Source organism: Streptomyces sp. NBC_01549, assembly GCF_026339955.1.
In the GTDB taxonomy this organism is placed as follows: Bacteria; Actinomycetota; Actinomycetes; order Streptomycetales; family Streptomycetaceae; genus Streptomyces.
Genome location: NZ_JAPEPW010000002.1, coordinates 1,550,307 through 1,566,257, shown reverse-complemented (window position 1 = coordinate 1,566,257; position 15,951 = coordinate 1,550,307). Strand labels below are relative to the sequence as shown.

General features: G+C 69.9%; 15 protein-coding genes. All 15 read left to right on the top strand.

Going from position 1 to position 15,951, the window contains the following annotated elements; all coding sequences use genetic code 11:
- The first annotated feature begins 215 nt into the window (after positions 1–215).
- The 15 genes from OG819_RS41970 (at position 216) to hpnH (ending at position 15,951) form a co-directional block, all read left to right on the top strand.
- Positions 216–2,009, top strand: coding sequence for a DUF5941 domain-containing protein (locus OG819_RS41970; RefSeq protein ID WP_266634939.1), 1,794 nt, complete (start codon positions 216–218; stop codon positions 2,007–2,009).
- The gene (locus tag OG819_RS41965) at positions 2,006–2,758 is read left to right on the top strand and encodes a phosphocholine cytidylyltransferase family protein (RefSeq protein ID WP_266632038.1); all 753 of its coding nucleotides are present in this window, start codon (positions 2,006–2,008) and stop codon (positions 2,756–2,758) included. The genes OG819_RS41970 and OG819_RS41965 overlap by 4 nt, the downstream gene beginning before the upstream one ends.
- Positions 2,746–3,807 carry an iron-containing alcohol dehydrogenase family protein gene (locus tag OG819_RS41960; RefSeq protein ID WP_266632040.1) on the top strand — a complete coding sequence of 354 codons (1,062 nt, stop codon included), beginning with the start codon at positions 2,746–2,748 and terminating at the stop codon, positions 3,805–3,807. The genes OG819_RS41965 and OG819_RS41960 overlap by 13 nt, the downstream gene beginning before the upstream one ends.
- The gene (locus OG819_RS41955; protein WP_266654415.1) at positions 3,785–4,564 is read left to right on the top strand and encodes a CDP-alcohol phosphatidyltransferase family protein; all 780 of its coding nucleotides are present in this window, start codon (positions 3,785–3,787) and stop codon (positions 4,562–4,564) included. Before OG819_RS41960 ends, OG819_RS41955 begins: the two co-directional genes overlap by 23 nt.
- Positions 4,561–5,445 carry a glycosyltransferase family 2 protein gene (locus OG819_RS41950; protein WP_266427494.1) on the top strand — a complete coding sequence of 295 codons (885 nt, stop codon included), beginning with the start codon at positions 4,561–4,563 and terminating at the stop codon, positions 5,443–5,445. The genes OG819_RS41955 and OG819_RS41950 overlap by 4 nt, the downstream gene beginning before the upstream one ends.
- Before the next feature lie 118 nt (positions 5,446–5,563).
- Positions 5,564–6,493, top strand: coding sequence for an ABC transporter permease (locus OG819_RS41945; protein WP_266632044.1), 930 nt, complete (start codon positions 5,564–5,566; stop codon positions 6,491–6,493).
- Positions 6,486–7,259 carry an ABC transporter ATP-binding protein gene (locus OG819_RS41940; RefSeq protein WP_266427487.1) on the top strand — a complete coding sequence of 258 codons (774 nt, stop codon included), beginning with the start codon at positions 6,486–6,488 and terminating at the stop codon, positions 7,257–7,259. Before OG819_RS41945 ends, OG819_RS41940 begins: the two co-directional genes overlap by 8 nt.
- 358 nt (positions 7,260–7,617) lie before the next feature.
- A complete protein-coding gene (hpnC, locus tag OG819_RS41935) occupies positions 7,618–8,520 on the top strand; it encodes a squalene synthase HpnC (RefSeq protein WP_266632048.1) in 903 nt (300 codons plus the stop codon).
- Positions 8,517–9,467: a presqualene diphosphate synthase HpnD gene (gene hpnD, locus OG819_RS41930; RefSeq protein ID WP_266654410.1), complete on the top strand. Its 951-nt coding sequence runs from the start codon at positions 8,517–8,519 to the stop codon at positions 9,465–9,467. Before hpnC ends, hpnD begins: the two co-directional genes overlap by 4 nt.
- A complete protein-coding gene (locus OG819_RS59225; RefSeq protein ID WP_353961895.1) occupies positions 9,467–9,607 on the top strand; it encodes a DUF6380 family protein in 141 nt (46 codons plus the stop codon). The genes hpnD and OG819_RS59225 overlap by 1 nt, the downstream gene beginning before the upstream one ends.
- On the top strand, positions 9,604–11,019 hold the full coding sequence (gene hpnE, locus OG819_RS41925; RefSeq protein ID WP_266632052.1) for a hydroxysqualene dehydroxylase HpnE: 1,416 nt from the start codon (positions 9,604–9,606) through the stop codon (positions 11,017–11,019). Before OG819_RS59225 ends, hpnE begins: the two co-directional genes overlap by 4 nt.
- A complete protein-coding gene (locus OG819_RS41920) occupies positions 11,019–12,146 on the top strand; it encodes a polyprenyl synthetase family protein (RefSeq protein ID WP_266632054.1) in 1,128 nt (375 codons plus the stop codon). Before hpnE ends, OG819_RS41920 begins: the two co-directional genes overlap by 1 nt.
- 111 nt (positions 12,147–12,257) lie before the next feature.
- Entirely contained in the window at positions 12,258–14,282 is a 2,025-nt protein-coding gene (shc, locus tag OG819_RS41915; protein ID WP_266654408.1) for a squalene--hopene cyclase, read from the top strand.
- Positions 14,282–14,923 carry a 1-hydroxy-2-methyl-2-butenyl 4-diphosphate reductase gene (locus tag OG819_RS41910; protein WP_266632058.1) on the top strand — a complete coding sequence of 214 codons (642 nt, stop codon included), beginning with the start codon at positions 14,282–14,284 and terminating at the stop codon, positions 14,921–14,923. The genes shc and OG819_RS41910 overlap by 1 nt, the downstream gene beginning before the upstream one ends.
- Positions 14,924–14,928: 5 nt before the next feature.
- Positions 14,929–15,951: an adenosyl-hopene transferase HpnH gene (gene hpnH / locus OG819_RS41905; RefSeq protein ID WP_266427467.1), complete on the top strand. Its 1,023-nt coding sequence runs from the start codon at positions 14,929–14,931 to the stop codon at positions 15,949–15,951.

Below are 15,951 nucleotides of genomic sequence, written 5' to 3'. Positions count from 1 at the left end.
GCCCCCGGATCACCGATGATGATCGCGGCGGAGGCGGTACGCAGATGTGGTTGATCGCGCAGTGAACGGGCGGTGAACGCCCGCTTCTCATCATCCGATAGCCTCTGCCGACATGCCGCCCAGCGGCCTGAGCCCTCCGCGGGCCTGGGGCCGGGGCCTTCCCACCACGTACATGCCCGGCGCGACGCCGCGTCGGCACTCAGGGAGTGAGTTCGCTGTCGACCGCCATCCTCACCGGCCAGCCGGTCCCCGGATCGTCGCTCGAGAGCGATCTGCGGTCGCTCGGCTTCGACGTGCGGCTCGCCGACGAAGCCGGTGACGCCGAGACGCTGCTGGCCGCCGTACCGGCGGACCAGCGGGTCGCCGTCGTCGACGCCCGCTTCGTGGGGCACCTGCACGCACTGCGCCTCGGCCTCACGGACCCACGGTTCGCGGCCTCCGCGCTGCCCGGCGCCGTATCGGTGCAGCCCGAGGCCCGCCGGGCGCTGACCCGGGCCGTGGCCCGTGAGGGCTCCGCCTCCGGCGGTCTCGCCGTCGCCACCGACAACCTCGCCGAGCGCCTCACCGCGGCCCTCGACGCGGACGGCGTCGCCGTGTTCCGCCCCGAGCTCGGCACCCTCGTCGCCGCGGTTCCCGCCGACCCGCAGGAGCGCAACGAGGTCCGGCAGGCCGTCTCCGCCGTGGACGACGAAGCCGTACGCCTGCGCAGCGCCGTGAAGGCCCGCGACGGCTTCTTCACCACGTACTGCATCAGCCCGTACTCGCGCTACATCGCCCGCTGGTGCGCCCGCCGCGGCCTGACCCCGAACCAGGTCACCACCGCCTCTCTGCTCACCGCGCTCATCGCCGCGGGTTGCGCCGCCACCGGCACCCGCGCCGGATTCGTCGCGGCCGGGCTGCTGCTCCTGTTCTCCTTCGTCCTGGACTGCACGGACGGGCAGCTCGCCCGCTACTCGCTGCAGTACTCGACGCTCGGTGCCTGGCTGGACGCGACCTTCGACCGCGCCAAGGAGTACGCCTACTACGCGGGCCTCGCCCTCGGAGCGGCCCGCGGCGGCGACGACGTATGGGCCCTCGCGCTCGGCGCGATGATCCTGCAGACCTGCCGGCACGTCGTGGACTTCTCCTTCAACGAGGCGAACCACGACGCCACCGCCAACACCAGCCCCACCGCCGCGCTCTCGGACAAGCTCGACAGCGTCGGCTGGACGGTCTGGGTGCGCCGGATGATAGTCCTGCCCATCGGCGAACGATGGGCGATGATCGCCGTCCTCACGGCGCTGACGACCCCCCGCATCACCTTCTACGCGCTGCTCGTCGGCTGCGCGTTCGCCGCGACGTACACCACGGCGGGCCGCGTACTGCGCTCGCTCACCCGCAAGGCCCGGCGCACGGACCGGGCGGCGCAGGCGCTGGCGGACCTCGCGGACAGCGGACCGCTCGTCGAACCGCTGGTACGTCTCGCGCGCGGCACGGTCCGTATCGCGGCGCCCGTCAGCGCGGCCGTCGGCGGCGTCCTCGTGGTGACCTCGACCCTGCTGTGGGGCGCGGGCTGGCAGACCGTCCTGTGCGCCGTCGGCTACGTGCTCCTGTCCGCCCTCGCCGTCGCCCGCCCCCTCAAGGGCGCCCTCGACTGGCTGGTGCCCCCCTTCTTCCGCGCCGCCGAATACCTCACCGTTCTGGTACTGGCGGCCAAAGCCGATGTGAACGGAGCACTTCCCGCGGCTTTCGGCCTGGTGGCGGCCGTCGCCTACCATCACTACGACACGGTGTACCGCATCCGCGGCAACGCCGGAGCTCCCCCGCACTGGCTGGTGCGGGCGATCGGCGGGCACGAAGGCAGGACGCTGTTGGTCACCGTCCTGGCAGCGCTGCTCACCGCCGCACAGTTCAAGGTCGCGCTCACGGCGCTCGCCGTGGCCGTGGCGCTGCTGGTGCTCGTCGAGAGCATCCGCTTCTGGGTGTCCTCCGGGGCCCCCGCCGTACACGATGAAGGAGAACCCGCATGATCGGCCTCGTGCTGGCGGCCGGCGCCGGACGGCGTCTGCGTCCCTACACCGACAGCCTCCCCAAGGCTCTCGTGCCGGTGGGCCCCGCGGGCATAGAGGACAGCATCACGGTCCTGGACCTGACGCTCGGCAACTTCGCCGAGATCGGTCTGACCGAGGTCGGGATCATCGTCGGCTACCGCAAGGAAGCCGTGTACGACCGCAAGGACGCCCTGGAGGCCAAGTACGGCCTCAAGATCACCCTCATCGACAACGACAAGGCCGAGGAGTGGAACAACGCCTACTCCCTGTGGTGCGGGCGTGACGCCCTCAAGGACGGTGTGATCCTCGCCAACGGCGACACCGTGCACCCGGTCTCCGTCGAGAGGACGCTGCTGGCCGCGCGCGGCGACGGCAAGAGGATCATCCTCGCCCTCGACACGGTGAAGAAGCTCGCCGACGAGGAGATGAAGGTCGTCGTGCACCCCGACAAGGGTGTCCAGAAGATCACCAAGCTGATGGAGCCCGCCGAGGCCACCGGCGAGTACATCGGTGTCACCCTCATCGAGGGCGACGCGGCCGCCGACCTGGCCGACGCCCTGAAGACGGTGTGGGAGACGGACCCGCAGCAGTTCTACGAGCACGGCTACCAGGAGCTCGTCAACCGCGGCTTCAAGATCGACGTGGCGCCGATCGGTGAGGTCAAGTGGGTCGAGATCGACAACCACGACGACCTCGCCAAGGGACGGGAGATCGCGTGCCAGTACTGACGAGGCTCATTCCCTCGCCGGTCGTCGTCGACATCCGCCCGGGTGCCCTGGACGACCTGGCGAGCGTGCTCTCCGACGAGCGGATCTCGCACTCCGGGAAGCTGGCCGTCGCCGTGAGCAACGGCTCCGGCGCGAAACTGCGCGAACGGATCGCCCCTGCCCTGCCCGGCGCCACCTGGTACGAGGTCGGCGGCGGCACCCTCGACGACGCGATCCAGCTGGCCGGTGCCATAAAGGCGGGCCACTACGACGCGGTCGTGGGCCTGGGCGGCGGCAAGATCATCGACTGCGCCAAGTTCGCCGCGGCGCGGGTCGGGCTTCCGCTGGTCGCCGTGCCGACCAACCTCGCGCACGACGGCCTGTGCTCGCCCGTCGCGACCCTCGACAACGACGCGGGCCGCGGCTCCTACGGTGTGCCGAACCCGATCGCGGTCGTCATTGACCTGGACGTGATCCGCGACGCACCGGCGCGCTTCGTGCGGGCCGGCATCGGCGACGCGATCTCCAACATCAACTCGATCGCGGACTGGGAACTCTCCAACCGCGTCAACGGCGAAAAGATCGACGGCCTCGCCTCCGCGATGGCCCGCCAGGCCGGCGAGGCGGTGCTCCGGCATCCGGGCGGCATCGGGGACAACGGCTTCCTCCAGGTGCTGGCCGAGGCGCTGGTCCTCACCGGCATCGCGATGTCGATCTCGGGCGACTCACGGCCCGCCTCGGGCTCCTGCCACGAGATCAACCACGCCTTCGACCTCCTCTTCCCCAAGCGCGCGGCGAGCCACGGCGAGCAGTGCGGTCTGGGCGCGGCCTTCGCGATGTACCTGCGGGGGGCGCACGAGGAGTCGGCGTACACGGCCGAGGTGCTGCGCCGACACGGGCTGCCGGTACTGCCCGAGGAGATCGGGTTCACCGTGGACGAGTTCGTACAGGTCGTGGAGTTCGCTCCGCAGACCCGGCCGGGCCGTTACACGATCCTCGAACACCTCGACCTGAAACCCAACCAGATCAAGGACATCTACTCCGACTATGCCAAGGCCATCAGTAGCTGAACTCCGCCCCGTCGTTCATCCCGCAGGGGTGAAGGACCGGCGCAGCGGTGAGCATTGGGCGGGACGCCTCTACATGCGAGAGATCTCGCTGCGCTGCGACCGCTACCTGGTGAACACCAGGGTCACGCCCAACCAGCTCACGTACCTGATGACTGTCTTCGGCGTGCTCGCTGCCCCGGCCCTGCTGGTGCCGGGGATCCCGGGCGCCGTGCTCGGCGTGATCATGGTCCAGCTCTATCTGCTGCTCGACTGCGTCGACGGCGAGATAGCGCGCTGGAAGAAGCAGTTCTCGCTCGGCGGGGTCTACCTGGACCGGGTCGGTGCCTATCTGACGGACGCCGCGGTGCTCGTCGGCTTCGGCCTGCGTGCCGCCGATCCCTGGGGTTCCGGGCGGATCGACTGGCTCTGGGCCTTCCTCGGCACCCTGGCGGCCCTCGGCGCGATCCTGATCAAGGCCGAGACCGACCTCGTCGGCGTCGCCCGTCACCAGGGCGGCCTGCCACCGGTCAAGGAGTCGGCGTCCGAGCCGCGCTCGTCCGGCATGGCGCTGGCCCGCAAGGCCGCCGCGGCGCTGAAGTTCCACCGGCTGGTGCTCGGCATCGAGGCGTCCCTGCTGATCCTGGTGCTGGCCATCGTGGACTCGGTGCGCGGAGACCTGTTCTTCACCCGCCTCGGCGTCGCGGTCCTGGCCGGCATCGCGCTCCTGCAGACCGTGCTGCACCTCGTGTCCATCCTCGCCTCCAGCAGGCTGAAGTGAGTACGGCGATGAAGGTCGGCGCGGTCATCATCACCATGGGCAACCGCCCCGACGAACTGCGAGCCCTGCTGGACTCCGTCGCCAAGCAGGACGGCGACCGGGTCGAGGTGGTCGTGGTCGGCAACGGCTCGCCCGTCCCGGACGTCCCCGACGGCATACGCACCGTCGAGCTGCCCGAGAACCTCGGCATACCCGGCGGCCGCAACGTGGGCATCGAGGCCTTCGGCCCCGGCGGCACGGACGTCGACATCCTGCTCTTCCTCGACGACGACGGCCTCCTCGCCACCCACGACACCGCCGAGCTGTGCCGCCGGGCCTTCACCTCCGACCCCGATCTCGGCATCATCAGCTTCCGGATCGCGGACCCCGAGACCAAGGAGACCCAGCGCCGCCACGTACCGCGGCTGCGCGCCTCCGACCCGATGCGCTCCTCGCGCGTGACCACCTTCCTCGGCGGCGCCAACGCGGTCCGTACGAAGGTCTTCGCCGAGGTCGGCGGACTTCCGGACGAGTTCTTCTACGCCCACGAGGAAACCGACCTGGCATGGCGGGCCCTCGACTCGGGCTGGATGATCGACTACCGGTCCGACATGGTGCTGTACCACCCCACGACCGCCCCTTCGCGGCACGCGGTCTACCACCGCATGGTGGCCCGCAACCGCGTCTGGCTCGCGCGCCGAAACCTTCCCGCGCCGCTCGTCCCCGTGTACCTCGGTGTCTGGATGCTCCTCACCTTGGCCCGCCGTCCCTCGGGACCTGCCCTGAAGGCGTGGTTCGGCGGTTTCAAGGAGGGCTGGACCAGTCCCTGCGGCCCTCGGCGTCCGATGAGGTGGCGTACGGTGTGGCGGCTTACCCGCCTCGGTCGTCCTCCCGTCATCTGACAAGCTCCCACACCATCTGACAAGCTCGGTACCGGGAGCACGTTAGCCGTACCGCGATCCGTGCCCCAGCCTCTGCCCGACCAGGCCGTGCGCATCATGAAGACGAAAGTTTCCATTTGTGAGTGAGACAACGCATGACGGAGCTGTCGCGGTGAGCGATCGTCCGTCCCCCGATGACGGGCTCTCCGCGGCCGACGTGGCCGCCAAGTACGGGCTCGCGGTCAGCGGTGCCCGGCCCGGGCTCGTCGAGTACGTGCGTCAGCTGTGGGGGCGACGGCACTTCATCCTCGCCTTCTCGCAGGCGAAGCTCACCGCCCAGTACAGCCAGGCCAAGCTCGGCCAGCTGTGGCAGGTGGCGACGCCGCTGCTGAACGCGGCCGTGTACTACTTCATCTTCGGCGTGATCCTCAAGGCCAGCCGAGGCATGTCCCACGACACCTACATCCCGTTCCTGGTGACCGGTGTCTTCGTCTTCACCTTCACGCAGAGCTCGATCATGGCGGGCGTCCGCGCGATCTCGGGCAACCTCGGGCTGGTGCGCGCGCTGCACTTCCCGCGCGCCTCGCTGCCCATCTCCTTCGCGCTCCAGCAGCTCCAGCAACTGCTCTTCTCGATGCTCGTGCTGTTCGTCGTGGTGATCGGCTTCGGCAGTGTTCCGGGTCTGTCCTGGCTGCTGATCGTCCCGGTGCTGGTGCTGCAGTTCCTCTTCAACACCGGCCTCGCGCTGATCGTCGCGCGCATGGGCTCCAAGACGCCGGACCTCGCCCAGCTGATGCCGTTCATCGTGCGCACCTGGATGTACACCTCGGGCGTCATGTTCTCCATCAGCAACATGCTGGTCGGGCGGCCGGAGTGGTTCATCCGCGCGCTCCAGGTGAACCCGGCCGCGATCTACATGGACCTGATGCGCTTCGCTCTCATCGACGGCTACGGCGCCTCCAACCTGCCGCCCCATGTGTGGGCCATCGCCGCCTTCTGGGCCGTGGTCGTCGCCGGCGGCGGGTTCGTGTACTTCTGGAAGGCGGAAGAGAGGTACGGCCGTGGCTGAGCAGACATCCCACATCCCGACCGTCATCGCGGACGAGCTGCACATCGTCTACCGCGTGAACGGCGCCAAGACCGGAAAGGGCAGCGCCACCGCCGCCCTCAGCCGCATCATCAAGCGCGGCGAGGAGCGGGGCGTGCGCAAGGTGCACGCCGTCAGGGGCGTCTCCTTCACGGCCTACCGCGGCGAGGCCATCGGCCTGATCGGCTCCAACGGCTCCGGCAAGTCCACGCTCCTGCGGGCCATCGCCGGGCTGCTGCCCGCCGAGAAGGGCAAGGTCTACACCGACGGTCAGCCCTCGCTGCTCGGCGTGAACGCGGCCCTGATGAACGACCTCACGGGCGAACGGAACGTCATATTGGGCGGGCTCGCGATGGGCATGTCCCGCGAGCAGATCCGGGAGCGCTACCAGGAGATCGTGGACTTCTCGGGCATCAACGAGAAGGGCGACTTCATCACCCTCCCGATGCGCACCTACTCCTCCGGCATGGCCGCGCGGCTGCGGTTCTCCATCGCGGCCGCCAAGGACCACGACGTCCTGATGATCGACGAGGCCCTCGCCACCGGAGACCGCTCCTTCCAGAAGCGCTCCGAGGCCCGCATCCGCGAGCTGCGCAAGAGCGCGGGCACGGTGTTTCTGGTCAGCCACAACAACAAGTCGATCCGCGACACCTGCGACCGTGTGCTCTGGCTGGAGCGCGGTGAGCTGCGGATGGACGGTCCGACCGAAGAGGTCCTCAAGGAGTACGAGAAGTTCACGGGCAAGTAGCCCGCAACGCCCAGGGCCCCGCCGCAACGATTCGGCGGGGCCCTGCGTCTGCAAAGGAAACGCCAACTCCTGCTGGCCTTAGGAATCTTGACACCAATCGGTGTGTTGTTGTGATGTGCAGGACACCCCGACGAACCTCGCTGCGTTGTACAACGTAAGCTGTACCGGTGCTGAATCGCGGCAAGTGGGGCGATACCGCGCGACATCCGGCACCGGCGCGCCGCGCGGAATCCCGGGCGGCGTGTCCGAAATGGGCACTATTGGGTCGGCAGTGTAGAACGGGAGATGTGACGGCAATGGCTACGGAAACTCTCCAGCTCCGCGACGCGTGTGCCGTCCCCGCGCCGGGCGGCGAGCGGTGACCCAAGCCGGTACGGCGCGCACTGGTGAGACGGAGCGCGGAACGCTCGACAAGGCCGCGGGCGAGAACTTCCCCGTGGCCCCCTTCTTCCTGCCCCGGGCCTGGCGCGACGACCTGATGGCCGTCTACGGCTTCGCGCGCCTCGTCGACGACATCGGTGACGGCGACCTCGCCCCGGGCGGCGCGGACGCCAGGCTGCTCGGCGTGTCGCCCGAAGAGGCCGAGGACCGCCTCGCACTCCTGGACGCCTTCGAGGCCGACCTGCACCGAGTGTTCGACTCGACGCCGGGGCACCCGCTGCTGCGACGCCTGCAGCCCACGGTCCGCCGCGCGGGCCTCACCCCCGAACCCTTCCTCGGCCTGATCGCGGCCAACCGCCAGGACCAGCTGATCAAGCGCTACGAGACCTACGACGATCTCGTGGCCTACTGCGAACTGTCCGCCAACCCCGTCGGCCGCCTGGTGCTGTCCGTCACCGGCACCTCGACGCCCGAGCGGATCCGCCGCTCGGACGCGGTCTGCACGGCGTTGCAGATCGTCGAGCACCTCCAGGACGTCGCCGAGGATCTCGGCCGCGACCGCATCTACCTGCCGGCCGAGGACATGAAGCGCTTCCATGTCCAGGAGACGGATCTCGCCACGGCCACAGCAGGCGCATCGGTGCGCGCGCTGGTTGCCTACGAATCAGAACGCGCGCTCCACCTCCTGAATGAAGGCACCCCCCTCGTGGGTAGCGTCCACGGCAGGTTGAAGCTGCTGCTCGCGGGGTTCGTGGCAGGGGGAAGGGCGGCGATCCGTGCGATCGCCGCCGCCGAATACGACGTACTTCCCGGCCCGCCCAAGCCCGGCAAGCTCCAGTTGCTGCGCGAGGTGGGAGTGACTCTGCGAGGAAAGGGGTGATCCGGACCGTGGAGTCGGAACAACACGTGTCTGCACCGGTACTCGCCGCTTACAGCTACTGCGAGGCAGTGACCGGTCAGCAGGCCCGTAATTTCGCCTATGGCATCAGACTTCTGCCGACGCCCAAGCGTCGCGCGATGTCGGCGCTCTACGCGTTCTCGCGCCGTGTCGACGACATCGGCGACGGCACGCTGGCACCGGATGTGAAGGCGGCGCGGCTCGAGGACACCCGGGCGCTGCTTGCCCGGGTCCGCGAGGGCGGTGTGGCTGAGGACGACACCGACCCGGTCGCGGTCGCCCTCAGCCACACCGCCGCGTACTTCCCGGTGCCGCTGGGCGGCCTCGATGAACTCATCGACGGCGTCCTGATGGACGTACACGGTGAGACGTACGAGACCTGGGACGACCTGAAGGTGTACTGCCGGTGCGTGGCCGGGGCGATCGGGCGGCTCTCGCTCGGCGTGTTCGGTACGGAACCGGGGGCGCGTGGCGCCGAGCGCGCGCCGGAGTATGCGGACACGCTCGGGCTCGCGCTTCAGCTCACCAACATCCTGCGGGACGTACGGGAGGACGCCGCCGGCGGGCGCACCTATCTGCCCGCGGACGACCTCGCGAAGTTCGGCTGCTCGGCCGGGTTCAACGGCCCGACTCCACCCGAGGGCTCCGACTTCGCGGGCCTCGTCCACTTCGAAGTGCGACGGGCCCGCACTCTTTTCGCCGAGGGCTACCGACTGCTGCCCATGCTCGACCGGCGCAGCGGCGCCTGTGTCGCGGCCATGGCCGGCATTTACCGGCGGCTCCTCGACCGCATCGAGCGCGAGCCGGAGGCCGTGCTGCGCGGCCGCGTCTCGTTGCCGGGGCGTGAGAAGGCGTACGTCGCCGTGCGCGGCCTCTCCGGTCTGGACGCCCGGCATGTCTCCCGGCGCACTGTCAGGAGGCGCGCCTGATGGACAATATGGGCCAAGGTGATTCCACCGGCGAAAAGCGGCACGCAACCCTCCGGGACCGGGTGGCGTCCCTGACTGCGATGGCCTGCCGTGCACCGTTCAATCACCGCGGCACGGCCGCTGGGGAGGGTGCACGATGAGCGAGGAGACGCAGCCCGCGGAGACCGCGGGCAGCCCGGGAGGGGCCGGCGCCGTAGTGGTCGGCGGCGGGCTGGCCGGAATCACGGCCGCGCTCGCACTGGCGGACGCCGGGGTGCGGGTCACCCTGCTCGAAGGCCGACCGCGGCTCGGCGGGCTCGCCTTCTCCTTCCAGCGCGGCGAGCTCACCGTGGACAACGGACAGCATGTGTATCTGCGCTGCTGCACCGCATACCGCTGGTTCCTCGACCGCGTCGACGGGGCCTCGCTCGCGCCACTGCAGGATCGTCTCGACGTGCCCGTTCTCGACGCCGAGGCGAAACCCGGGCGGCGTCTCGGCAGAATCGGCCGCAGCGCGCTGCCTGTTCCCCTGCATCTCGCGCGCAGCCTGGCGACGTATCAGCATCTGTCGCTCGCGGAACGCGCCAAGGTCGGACGTGCCGCACTGGCGCTCAAAGCGCTCGATCTCGACGATCCGGCCCTCGACGACCAGAACTTCGGCCAATGGCTCGCCGAACACGGTCAGTCGGAGCGTGCCGTCGAGGCACTGTGGGACCTGGTGGGGGTCGCCACCCTCAACGCGGTGGCCGGCGATTCCTCGCTCGGGCTCGCCGCGATGGTGTTCAAGACCGGTCTGCTGTCCGACCCGGGCGCGGCCGACATCGGCTGGGCACGCGTCCCGCTGGGCGAACTGCATGACACGCTGGCCCGCAAGGCGCTCGACTCCGCGGGCGTGCGTACCGAAGTCCGTACACGCGTCACCTCCATCTCCCTTAACGAGAACGGGCGTTGGAGCGTTCAGGTTCCCGGTGAAACGCTGGACGCCGACACCGTCGTCCTCGCCGTACCCCAGCGCGAGGCCCACGAGCTGCTGCCCGAGGGAGCGCTCGACGCCCCCGAGCGGCTCCTGGAGATCGGCACCGCGCCGATCCTCAACGTCCATGTCGTCTACGACCGGAAGGTGCTGGCGCGACCGTTCTTCGCGGCGCTCGGCTCCCCGGTGCAGTGGGTCTTCGACCGCACCGACGCGTCCGGACTGCGCGAAGGGCAGTACCTCGCCCTCTCGCAGTCGGCCGCCCAGGACGAGATCGACGAGCCCGTCGCCGTGCTGCGCGAGCGCTATCTGCCGGAGCTGGAGCGGCTGCTGCCCGCCGCGCGCGGCGCGCAGGTGAAGGACTTCTTCGTGACCAGGGAGCGCACGGCGACGTTCGCCCCCACCCCAGGCGTCGGGCGGCTGCGGCCCGGCGTCCGCACCAGAGCCCCCGGCCTGTATCTGGCCGGCGCGTGGACCGCCACCGGGTGGCCCGCGACCATGGAGAGTGCGGTCCGCAGCGGTGTCGGTGCGGCGCGAGCCGCACTGAGCGCCCTGGGTCGGCCCCGCGACCACCTCCTCGCGTTCGAGGAGGCGGCCTGATGCTCGACGAGCGCGCGGCAGACCCCCGCACCCCCGGTACCGCAACAAGAGGAGAGATTGTGCCCACTGTGCCCCCGGCCGACAAGGCTGCCGACGCGGTGGACGTGACCGCGCTCCTGGAGCGCGGCCGGACCCTGGCCACACCGGTGCTGAAGGCGGCGGTCGACCGCCTGGCGTCACCCATGGACACCGTCGCCGCCTACCACTTCGGCTGGATCGACGCCCAGGGCAACCCCGCGGACGGCGACGGCGGCAAGGCCGTGCGCCCCGCGCTGGCCGTGCTCTCCGCGCAGGTCGCGGGTGCCGCCCCCGAGGTCGGCGTGCCCGGCGCGGTCGCGGTCGAGCTGGTGCACAACTTCTCCCTGCTGCACGACGACCTGATGGACGGCGACGAGCAGCGCCGCCACCGCGACACCGTCTGGAAGGTGCACGGTCCCGCCCAGGCGATCCTCGTCGGCGACGCCCTGTTCGCGCTGGGCAACGAGATCCTCCTCGAACTCGGCACCGTCGAGGCCGGCCGCGCCACCCGCAGGCTGACCACCGCCACCCGCGCCCTCATCGACGGGCAGGCCCAGGACATCTCCTACGAGCACCGCGACCGCGTCAGCGTCGAGGAGTGCCTGGAGATGGAGGGCAACAAGACGGGCGCCCTGCTCGCCTGCGCCTGCTCCATCGGCGCGGTCCTCGGCGGCGCGGACGACCGGACCGCCGACACGCTGGAGAAGTACGGCTACCACCTCGGCCTGGCCTTCCAGGCCGTCGACGACCTCCTCGGCATCTGGGGCGACCCGGAGGCCACCGGCAAGCAGACCTGGAGCGATCTGCGCCAGCGCAAGAAGTCACTGCCGGTCGTGGCCGCGCTCGCCGCGGGCGGGCCCGCCTCCGAGCGGCTCGGGGAACTGCTCGCCGAGGACGCCAAGGCCAGCGACTTCGAGAACTTCTCCGAGGAGGAGTTCGCCGCGCGCGCCGCGCTCATCGAGGAGGCGGGCGGCCGCGAGTGGACCGCCCAGGAGGCACGCCGCCAGCACACCATCGCCATCGAGGCCCTGAACGCCGTCGACATGCCCGACCAGGTGCGGGCCCAGCTCGTGGCGCTCGCCGACTTCGTCGTCGTACGGAAGAGATGATCACTATCGGTCGAATAAACCTCGCGTAGTCGCCGGCCGGTGTCGCGGGACAACGACGCACCGGCCGACGGCGGACCCAGCAGAGACGTACCACTGCACGAAGGGGAAGCCATGACAGCGACGACCGACGGAAGCACCGGGGCTCTGCCGCCCCGGGCTGCCGCGGCCAGCGAAATCCAGGAACAGACGACTCCCGTGGCGGCCGGGACAGTCGAGACCCGAGACGTCGCCACGCACGCCATACAGCGAGCCACCGATTTCCTGCTCTCGCGGCAGGACGCGGAGGGCTGGTGGAAGGGCGACCTCGAGACGAACGTCACGATGGACGCCGAGGATCTGCTCCTTCGTCAGTTCCTGGGAATCCGCGACGAGACGACCACACGCGCCGCCGGACTGTTCATCCGTGGCGAGCAGCGCGAGGACGGCACCTGGGCCACCTTCTACGGCGGCCCCGGCGAGCTCTCCGCCACCATCGAGGCGTACGTCGCCCTGCGGCTGGCCGGGGACGGCACGGACGAGCCGCACATGGCGAGGGCGGCCGCCTGGATCCGCGAGCGGGGCGGCATCGCCTCGGCCCGTGTCTTCACCCGGATCTGGCTCGCCCTGTTCGGCTGGTGGAAATGGGACGACCTGCCCGAACTCCCGCCGGAACTCATCTACTTCCCGAAGTGGATGCCGCTCAACATCTACGACTTCGGCTGCTGGGCACGGCAGACGATCGTGCCGCTGACCGTCGTCTCGGCGAAGCGCCCGGTGCGGCCCGCGCCGTTCCCGCTCGACGAGCTGCACGTCGACGCCCGGGACCCCAACCCGGTCAAACCCCTCGCCCCCGCGGCGAGTTGGGACGGGGTCTTCCAGCGTCTGGACAAGGTCCTGCATCAGTACCGCAAGGTCGCGCCGCGCAGGCTGCGCCGGTCCGCGATGAACGCGGCGGCGCGCTGGATCATCGAACGGCAGGAGAACGACGGCTGCTGGGGCGGCATCCAGCCGCCCGCGGTGTACTCGGTCATCGCGCTGCACCTGCTCGGCTACGACCTCCAACACCCCGTGATGCGCGAGGGGCTGGCCTCACTGGACCGGTTCGCCGTCTGGCGCGAGGACGGCGCCCGGATGATCGAGGCCTGCCAGTCGCCCGTCTGGGACACCTGCCTCGCCACCATCGCGCTCGCCGACGCGGGCCTGCCCGCCGACCATCCACAGTTGGTGAAGGCCGCGGACTGGATGCTCGGCGAGGAGATCGTGCGGCCCGGGGACTGGGCGGTGAAGCGGCCCCACCTTCCGCCCGGGGGTTGGGCCTTCGAGTTCCACAACGACAACTACCCCGACATCGACGACACCGCCGAGGTCGCCCTCGCGCTGCGCCGCGTCCGCCACCACGACCCGGAGCGCGTCGAGCACGCCATCGGGCGCGGGGTGCGCTGGAACCTCGGTATGCAGTCCAAGGACGGCGGCTGGGGCGCCTTCGACGTCGACAACACCAGCGCCTTCCCCAACCGGCTCCCGTTCTGCGACTTCGGGGAGGTCATCGACCCGCCGTCCGCCGACGTCACCGCCCATGTGGTGGAGATGCTCGCGGTCGAGGGGCTCTCGCACGACCCGCGCACCCGCCGGGGCATCGAGTGGCTGCTCGCTCACCAGGAGCCGGACGGCTCGTGGTTCGGCCGCTGGGGCGTCAACTACGTCTACGGAACGGGCTCGGTACTCCCGGCGCTCGTGGCCGCCGGACTGCCCGCCTCCCACCCGGCGATCCGCCGGGCCGTCGCCTGGCTGGAAACCGTCCAGAACGACGACGGCGGCTGGGGCGAGGACCTGCGCTCCTACCACGAGGTCGCCGAGTGGAGCGGACGCGGCGCCTCGACCGCCTCCCAGACCGGCTGGGCACTGCTCGCCCTGCTGGCCGCGGGGGAGCGGGAGTCCAAGGCGGTGGAGCGCGGGATCGCCTGGCTCGCGGAGACCCAGCTGGCGGACGGCTCCTGGGACGAGCCGTACTTCACCGGCACCGGGTTCCCGTGGGACTTCTCGATCAACTACCACCTCTACCGGCAGGTCTTCCCGCTCACCGCGCTCGGCCGCTATGTCCACGGAGAGCCGAGCTTCGTCCATGGCGAGTCGTTCGCCGAGGTCAAGGGGGGTTGATGAGCACGAAGCCCGATCGGGCCCCGCTGCTGATCGCCTGCGCGCTGGGCATCGAGCACCTCGCCCTGCGCATCGGCGACCGTACCGGGGCCGACGGGCCCGTCACCGTCCTGCGCACCGGCATGGGTCCCAAGGCCGCCGAGCGCTCGCTCACCCGGATCCTCGCAGACCCGGCGCTGAGCGAGGCCGCCGTCCTGGCCACGGGTTTCTGCGCGGGGCTCGCCCCGGGCATGCACCCCGGTGACCTCGTGGTCGCCGAGGAGACCCGGGACCCGCGCGGCAGCACCCCGTGCGTGGGCACCGAACTGCTCGTCAAGGAACTCGTGCGTACCGTGCCCGGGCGCACCGTCCACACCGGGCCGCTCACCGGCTCCGACCACGTCGTGCGCGGTCACGAACGGTCGGATCTGTTCGCGACCGGCGCGATCGCGGTCGACATGGAATCCGCGGCCACGCTCCACAGCGCCGTGCGAGCGGGCGCGCGCCCGGTTGCGGCCGTGCGGGTGGTCGTGGACGCTCCTGAACATGAGCTCGTCCGAATCGGCACAGTGCACGGTGGAATATCAGCATTCCGTGTTCTTCGTGCCGTTCTTCCCGCTTTCTTTGAATGGCACCGTTCTTTGTTGCTCCCTCGGAGGTGAGCCAGATGGCTATGCCGCTTCGGCAGTCCATGAAGGTCGCTGCGTACCTGTTTGAACAGAAGCTCAGGAAGCGGGACAAATTCGCGCTGCTGGTCGAGTTGGAACCCCTCTTCGCCTGCAATCTCAAGTGCGAGGGCTGCGGCAAGATCCAGCACCCGGCGGGGGTGCTCAAGCAGCGCATGCCGGTTGCCCAGGCCGTGGGAGCGGTCCTCGAATCCGGTGCGCCGATGGTGTCCATCGCCGGCGGCGAGCCGTTGATGCACCCGCAGATCGACGAGATCGTGCGGCAGTTGGTGGCCAAGAAGAAATTCGTCTTCCTGTGCACGAACGCGCTGTTGATGCGCAAGAAGATGGACAAGTTCAAGCCCTCGCCGTATTTCGCCTGGGCCGTGCACATCGACGGGCTGCGCGAGCGGCACGACGAGTCGGTGGCCAAGGAGGGCACCTTCGACGAGGCGGTCGCGGCCATCAAGGAGGCCAAGCGGCGCGGCTTCCGGGTCACCACCAACTCGACCTTCTTCAACACCGACACCCCGCAGACCGTCATCGAGGTCCTCAACTTCCTCAATGACGACCTGAAGGTGGACGAGATGATGCTCTCGCCCGCCTACGCCTACGAGAAGGCGCCCGACCAGGAGCACTTCCTCGGCGTCCAGCAGACCCGGGAGCTGTTCAAGAAGGCCTTCTCGGGCGGCAACCGGCGCCGCTGGCGGCTCAACCAGAGCCCGCTCTTCCTGGACTTCCTGGAAGGCAAGGTCGACTTCCCGTGCACCGCGTGGGCGATCCCCAGCTACTCGCTCTTCGGCTGGCAGCGGCCCTGCTACCTGATGAGCGACGGGTACGTGCAGACGTACAGGCAGCTCCTGGAGGAGACCGACTGGGACTCCTACGGGCGCGGCAAGGACGAGCGGTGCGCGAACTGCATGGCGCACTGCGGCTACGAGCCGACCGCCGTCCTCGCCACCATGGGCTCCCTCAAGGAGTCGCTGCGCGCCGCCCGAGAGACCTTCACGGAAAGCCGCGGGTGA